This is a genomic window from Nocardia sputi (assembly GCF_023501985.1).
This window is the reverse complement of the sequence record NZ_JAMFLC010000046.1, coordinates 22,120-28,119: the sequence shown is the minus strand read 5'-3', so window position 1 is coordinate 28,119 and position 6,000 is coordinate 22,120. Positions and strand designations below refer to the sequence as shown.

The following is a 6,000-nucleotide window of genomic DNA, read 5'->3' as shown; positions in this document are numbered from 1 at the left end:
GAAACCGAACGCCGCGCCGCGTTCACCGACTGGCTTCACGCCTACAATCACCACCGCGGCCACACCGCACTCGGCGGACACCCACCAGCCAGCCGCGTCCCCAACCTCTCAGGTCAGTACACCTAGTTTCCGAACGCGGCCGACAATCGTCGCCGGTGCCACGCTGCCGATACTGCCGACCCAGATCCTGTGGATCAACATGACCACTGCCGTATTGCTGGGCTTGATGCTCGCCTTCGAACCCGAAGAAGACGGGATCATGACCCGCCCGCCCCGCGATCCGGCACAGCCGCTGCTCACCCGCGCCCTGATCGTGCGGATCCTGCTGGTCTACACCCTGCTGGTCGCCGGCTCGTGGTCGATGTTCGAGTGGGAACTCGCCCGCGGCGCCGACTTGGCCGAAGCCCGCACCGCGGCGGTGAACCTGTTCGTCGTGGTCGAAGCCTTCTACCTGTTCAGCTGCCGTTCCCTGACGCGATCGGCATGGAGAATCGGCCTGTTCTCCAATCCGTGGGTCATCGCCGGACTCACCGCACAAGCGATCGGCCAGCTCGCTTTCACCTACCTGCCCGCCATGAACACCGTGTTCGACACCGCGCCCCTCGACACCGCCACCTGGCTGCGCATCCTCGCCATCGCCGCGGCCGCGAGCGTCGTGGTCGCGGTAGATAAACGTCTCCGGCGCTGAGGGCACACCGGCGCTGGAACACGTGGGTTGTGTGGCGGCCCGCTGCCTCGACCATATAGCCCCGCTGTTCGAGACGCGGGTAACTCCGTGCAGCAACTCTCGGTCGGAATGGATGCCAGGTGCCGGGGGAATCTGCCACCATGACATGAACATGCCTTGCGTCCTTGGCAGTTCGCCCCGACGCGCGAGTACGGAGCGTGACTCGTTTGTCCCTGCATGGGGCGTCCGGAAGCAGCCGGACGGCTGTCGCCGGCTCACGTGTGATCGGAGACGACACCCGCGCTCGTCTGTGTGTTCTCCGCGGCGCCGAGGCGGCGGCGCAGGTTGGCGAACTGCCGCGCCTGCATGATCAGGTGAGCGGGCTGACCGACGAGGAAGTCGGTGACCGCCATCAAAGGGCGGGGCGCATCCCGTCCGATGGTGCGCACCACCAGGCGAGTGCGTCCGCAGGGTAGCTCGATGAGATGGAAGCCCCACACACCTTGCGTGAACATCCGGGGGAGCGGGCCCCGAGGATCGAAAGGACGGCCGCTGGGCAACGTGAGATCACTGCGCAGCACCAACGTCGTCGGACGATCGATGATCGCCACCGTGAAATACATGCGTCCGTCGACTGTCGCATTCACACGGTCGCCCACGCGCAAGTCCTGCCATTTCGGCACAATCCGTGTCGCGCTGGGCCGCCCGCGATTGTCCAACCGGTCCCAGCTGTACCAACCAGCACGGTCGGCGCCCATCTGAACCAGCCAGCACCAGACGGTTTCCCGGGGCGCCTCGAGGGTTGTGGCCATGGTCGAGCAGCCAGTCGGGGCCGGAACCAGTGTGTCACCGGGGTACTCGGCTGCCACCTCGGCAGGGGTGGCGCCCCAGCGCAACATCCGGTGCCGCAACGCCAACGCCGCCACCGCGGCCAGCGGAAGAACGGGCCATCGCATATTCGTGCCTCCCGTCGGGGGTCTGTTCGTATGTTCAGCTCAGCAGTCCGGGTCCCAGCAGGGCCGATAGTCATGACGACGCGGGCGATAGCCTTTCGGCCAGCAGCTGATCACACGGCAGGCGTGCGATGCTCGTGGCATGATTACCGGCCGAGCCGAGCGATTCGTGCACCGACAAGCAGCGCCGTAACGGTGACGGCGCCGACCACGGTGATGAGTCGATTGACGTCGATAGCCGGTCGCCAGCTCAGTCGGCCGTTGCGCAGGACATAGACGCCGACGGGCTTGGCGCCCAGGCCGAATCCGACGCCGGACCCTTCCTGTCCGGCCTTGTCGGCGCCCGTGCCGCCGCCCGCACCGCCGGATACGGTGGCGACAGCGATCAGGGTGGTGCCGTCCCGCTCGACGGGCTCGGCGTACACCCGTTGGACCGTCATGGCATCCTTCGCTGAGCCGAGAACGTCTTCGACCTTCATTGCGTCTCCTCTCGTGCGCTCGTACGGGTTGTTCCCGTCGGCCAGTTCAGGGTCCAACGGCAGCCACACGCGGACGAGAGTCGATCGGCCCTCAATCGTGGGAGGAACGGCAACAGATCGGTGCCGGACGGCGATCGAAGCCTTTATCCGCTGGTTTGTGTCCGGCTCGGACAGGACCTTTTCGATGCGTCCGTCCGATCACCACCGCCGCGACAGGCTCCGTTGCTGGCACTTCGAGGATCGCGACCGCTGGCGAGTCGGCGCGCTCAACGGTTCGCACTGTGGCTTCGAGACCAGCCTCCTTGGCCAGCCTTGCCCCTTCTTCGGCGACGGCGATGGCGTCGTGTCGAGCTGCCGAGCGTACTTCCTCGATGAGTTCCTGCCGGAGTGTTTCGTCGGACACCGTGTGCACATGATGGGGTAGCAATCCCGGGGAGACATAGAGGACAATAGCCGGGCTGCGTACGAACAGCGTGCCGCGGCCTTTATAGCTCGTGCAGCGCCGGCGAAGCCGTCATAGCAGATCAATATCTGCGGGGGCGGTGTGTTCGCCCTTTCTGCACCCGAAACGTCCGGACGATTACAGATATCGAGACTTGACGCAGAGGTGATCGCCGTTTCGGTAGATGCCACAGCATCGGATCTTTACGGCTTTCTAGCCGACAGATAGGTGGCCGCGACGACCATTGCCGCGATGATCGCGGTGATGACAACGGCGGCAGTAGGCCAGTCCATGATGGTTCCTTTCACGGGTCTCGATATCCACTGTCGCGCGATGAGCGTCGAGGTCGTAGGGAAATTGGTTACCGTCTCCGGGTCTTTGGGCCTCTTTCCATTCCTTTACGCAGACGTGTTCCTGACGCTGCTGCTGCCGTGGGCGAGCAAAACCAGCCCAACCGGCTCCCTGCGGCATGAGCAGTCAGCTCGCCGACCTGGCGATGATCACCGGCACCTCGGCCGCGTGCAGGACGGCCTGACCGACCGACCCGAGCGTCATGCCGGGAAAGCCGCCGCGTCCATGGCCGCCGACGACGATGAGCTGGGCTTTTTCGCCTATCTGGAGTAGCTGCTCGGCGGGGCGGTCCTCGACAACGATGCGCCGCACCCGAACCTCCGGATACTTCTCGCCGTATCCGGCCAGGCTTCGGGAGAGGAGTTCCTCGCCTTCCTCCTGCATATCGGCGCGTGAACTGAAGCGCAGGAAGTCCGACCACGTGTGCACCGCGATGAGTTCGACGCCGCGGAACGCGGACTCGTCGAAGGCGACCTCGACGGCGTGCACGCTGCTCGGTGAGCCGTCCACGCCGACCGCCACCGGGCCGTCGGATGGAGTGGAGGTTTCCGGGATGACGGCGACCGGACATGCGGCGTGCCGAGCCAGTGCGGTGCTGACCGATCCCAGTAGCCTGCGGTTGATGGCGCCGAGCCCCTGCGTGCCGACGACGAGCAGTCGCGCGGTCTTGGAACGATCACGTAGGACCGGGATCGGGGGCTCGTCCACCAGTTCGGCGCTGATATCGAGTTGGGCGATCGACGCGGATACGGAGACGGCGGCCGCGCGGGCGGTTTCCAAGGTGTGACGTACACCTTGCAAGTAATCATCGAAATCGAACTGTCCGAGTTCGATACCCGATCCGAAGCCACCCAGGACTCCGATCGCGTAGACGAGGTGTAGCGGCACTTGATGGTGAGCGGCGTCGGCGGCGGCCCAGCGCAAGGCCGCGAGCGCGTCGGAGGAGCCGTCGACGCCGACGACGATAGGGGGATTGCTGATAGTGGGCATCTGTTGCACTCCTTCCTGCTTCTCGCAGGTACCCCTTGCTGATCGATGAGCGGCGCACGGCACCGGATAGTGCGGGCAGCCGAGCCGGGCGACCACGACGATTACGTGGCCTGCTTCCATGCCGCTGCCGGTACATCCACGGCTATCGACACGCCTACTGCGGTGCGGACGCGGTGGTGAGATGCTCGGCGATGAGAATGCGGTGGGCTTGCTGAGCCGCGTCGGCCCGGCGTTGGTCATCAATGTCATCGCTCGGCAATTGTTCGAGCCCGCGGGCGAGAACCGCCACGGCGTCACCTAGCAGCAGCACCCGGTGTTCCATTTCGTCCAGTCGTTCGGTAATTGCGTCAGCCGCGACCCTGTCGCTGCCGGTTCCGCCGCGCAACATTGTGCGCAGAGGTGTCGGCAGCACCCAGGTGCCGATCTTCTCGGCGACGGTGTTGAACCGTTCGCGCGCGGTGTGTAGTGACGCTGTCGGTGAATCGCTCTTCGGGACCATGGCTTTCAGCATTCTCCCGGCCGCCGCGATTCGCCTAGGGTCCGATGGCCCTGAGTGGCGGGTGCTGTCGGCCCCGCTACGGGAAGCCTCCACCTGATGGTGCAGATGCCCCGCGAGAAACTGGGGTGTCAGCCTCGCTCTGCGGATAACCGATAGCCGTACGCTGCACCGAGAAGGACCTGTGCCTGCGACCAATGACCCTACCGGCGGTACTCGCCCCGTTGCGACGATGAGTGCGTACGGGAACCGAGGAGGTTGGGCGGTATGCATGCGAACGTGGGGGACTGGCTGATAGTCGAAGGTCGCAGTGTCGGCGGCGCGGTTCGGCACGGTTTCATCGAGGAAGTGCACGGAAAGGACGGAATGCCGCCTTACCTGGTGCATTGGACCGATACCGGGCATCGGGCACTGACATTCCCCGGGCCGGACGCACATATAGCGACCCGCGACGAACTGCGTGCGCAAGAAGAAGTCACAGAGGCACACTTTTCCTCGAAGCACTATCGGACGAGCCGGTCGGCCGCGAAGCCCGCGCCCCGAGTAACCGGCACCGATGGCCCATCGGTGGTCCCTCCCCCGAGCCAGTTTCTCCGCGGCGGCGCGGAAGGCGATTGATCCGGGGCGGTCGCAGGGATGCGAAGCGACAGCCGGATGTGCAGACCAATTGGCGAGGATAGGTAGGGCAGCTGCGGCTTCCAGGTGAATATCATGACAGACAACACGACGCCACCACAGGGGCAGGTCGATCGGCCGACCATCGTCGCCGTCGACGGCTCGACCGTCTCCTATTACGCCGCGGCGTGGGCGGCGGCAGATGCGGCGTTGTATCGGCGCAAACTGTGCATCGTCACCTCGGTTCGGACCGGCTTCGGCGCGAGAGCACTCTCGGCCGACACCGGCGCAGCGCGGAGCCTGGACGTCGAGCGAGTGCTCGGCGAGGCTCTCGAGGTGGCTCGGAAGGCTGCGCCCGACGAGACGCTACCTGTGGAAACCGCACTGATCGCCGCTCCGATCCTTCCGTATTTGATCGATCGTTCGCGATCGTCGGGAATGGTGGTCGTCGGCAGCCGTCGTCTCCGGGCGTTCGGCCGTGGATTGCTCGGATCGGTGAGCACAGCGGTTACCGGGCGCGCACGTTGCCCGGTCGCGATCATTCGCTCGGCTCCGGCCACGGATGCGGCGTCCGCGGGCAAGCCGGTCCTCGTCGGAGTGGACGGAACGCCCAATTGCATACCGGCGATCCGCCTGGCGTTCGAAGAGGCCTCCCGGCGCGAGGTCGAGTTGATCGCGCTGCACGCGTGGAGCGATACACGCGGGACCAATCTCATTCCGACCTGGGACGCCGTGCGCGAGCTGGAGACCGCGCTGCTCGCACAGAGCCTGGCCGGGTTCGGCGAGCGATACCCAGAGGTGCCGGTGCGACGAGTGTTGCTGCGCGACAGTCCTGTTCGCTGCCTGGCCGATGAAGCGCGGGATGCGCAGCTGCTGGTGGTGGGCAGCCGTGGTCGCAAAGGCGCGACGGGCATGCTGCCCCGCTCCACCACTTCCGCACTCGTGAATACAGCACAGTGCCCCATCATCGTCGTGCGTCACCTCTGAGGTTGTGTGGTAGACGGGTC

At 65.5% G+C, this 6,000-nt stretch carries 7 protein-coding genes and 2 pseudogenes; 4 read left to right on the top strand and 5 right to left on the bottom strand.

Annotation, left to right across the window (positions count from 1 at the left end; genetic code table 11):
* Both M8859_RS35600 and M8859_RS35595 read left to right on the top strand, forming a co-directional pair.
* Nucleotides 1-126 (top strand): annotated as a pseudogene (locus M8859_RS35600) (integrase core domain-containing protein); the annotation flags it as partial.
* Nucleotides 127-145: 19 nt separating this feature from the next.
* Nucleotides 146-688 (top strand): annotated as a pseudogene (locus M8859_RS35595) (cation transporting ATPase C-terminal domain-containing protein); the annotation flags it as partial.
* A 254-nt stretch (nucleotides 689-942) separates the two neighbouring features.
* Here M8859_RS35595 and M8859_RS35590 read toward each other — a convergent pair.
* The 5 genes from M8859_RS35590 to M8859_RS35570 form a co-directional block, all read right to left on the bottom strand.
* Nucleotides 943-1,623, bottom strand: coding sequence for a hypothetical protein (locus tag M8859_RS35590; protein WP_195072399.1), 681 nt, complete (start codon nucleotides 1,621-1,623; stop codon nucleotides 943-945).
* Nucleotides 1,624-1,766: 143 nt separating this feature from the next.
* Entirely contained in the window at nucleotides 1,767-2,099 is a 333-nt protein-coding gene (locus tag M8859_RS35585) for a spore germination protein GerW family protein (protein WP_159930264.1), read from the bottom strand.
* Between the two features lie 91 nt (nucleotides 2,100-2,190).
* On the bottom strand, nucleotides 2,191-2,502 hold the full coding sequence (locus M8859_RS35580) for a putative universal stress family protein (RefSeq protein ID WP_195072400.1): 312 nt from the start codon (nucleotides 2,500-2,502) through the stop codon (nucleotides 2,191-2,193).
* A 516-nt stretch (nucleotides 2,503-3,018) separates the two neighbouring features.
* Entirely contained in the window at nucleotides 3,019-3,882 is an 864-nt protein-coding gene (locus M8859_RS35575) for a universal stress protein (RefSeq protein WP_195072401.1), read from the bottom strand.
* Nucleotides 3,883-4,036: 154 nt separating this feature from the next.
* Nucleotides 4,037-4,381, bottom strand: a complete 345-nt coding sequence (locus tag M8859_RS35570) for a hypothetical protein (RefSeq protein ID WP_195072402.1) — start codon at nucleotides 4,379-4,381, stop codon at nucleotides 4,037-4,039.
* 264 nt (nucleotides 4,382-4,645) lie between these two features.
* Between M8859_RS35570 and M8859_RS35565 the strand changes: the two genes are divergently transcribed.
* Nucleotides 4,646-4,996 carry a DUF1918 domain-containing protein gene (locus M8859_RS35565; protein WP_195072403.1) on the top strand — a complete coding sequence of 117 codons (351 nt, stop codon included), beginning with the start codon at nucleotides 4,646-4,648 and terminating at the stop codon, nucleotides 4,994-4,996.
* Nucleotides 4,997-5,089: 93 nt separating this feature from the next.
* Nucleotides 5,090-5,980, top strand: a complete 891-nt coding sequence (locus M8859_RS35560) for a universal stress protein (RefSeq protein ID WP_195072404.1) — start codon at nucleotides 5,090-5,092, stop codon at nucleotides 5,978-5,980.
* The last annotated feature ends 20 nt before the right edge of the window (nucleotides 5,981-6,000 follow it).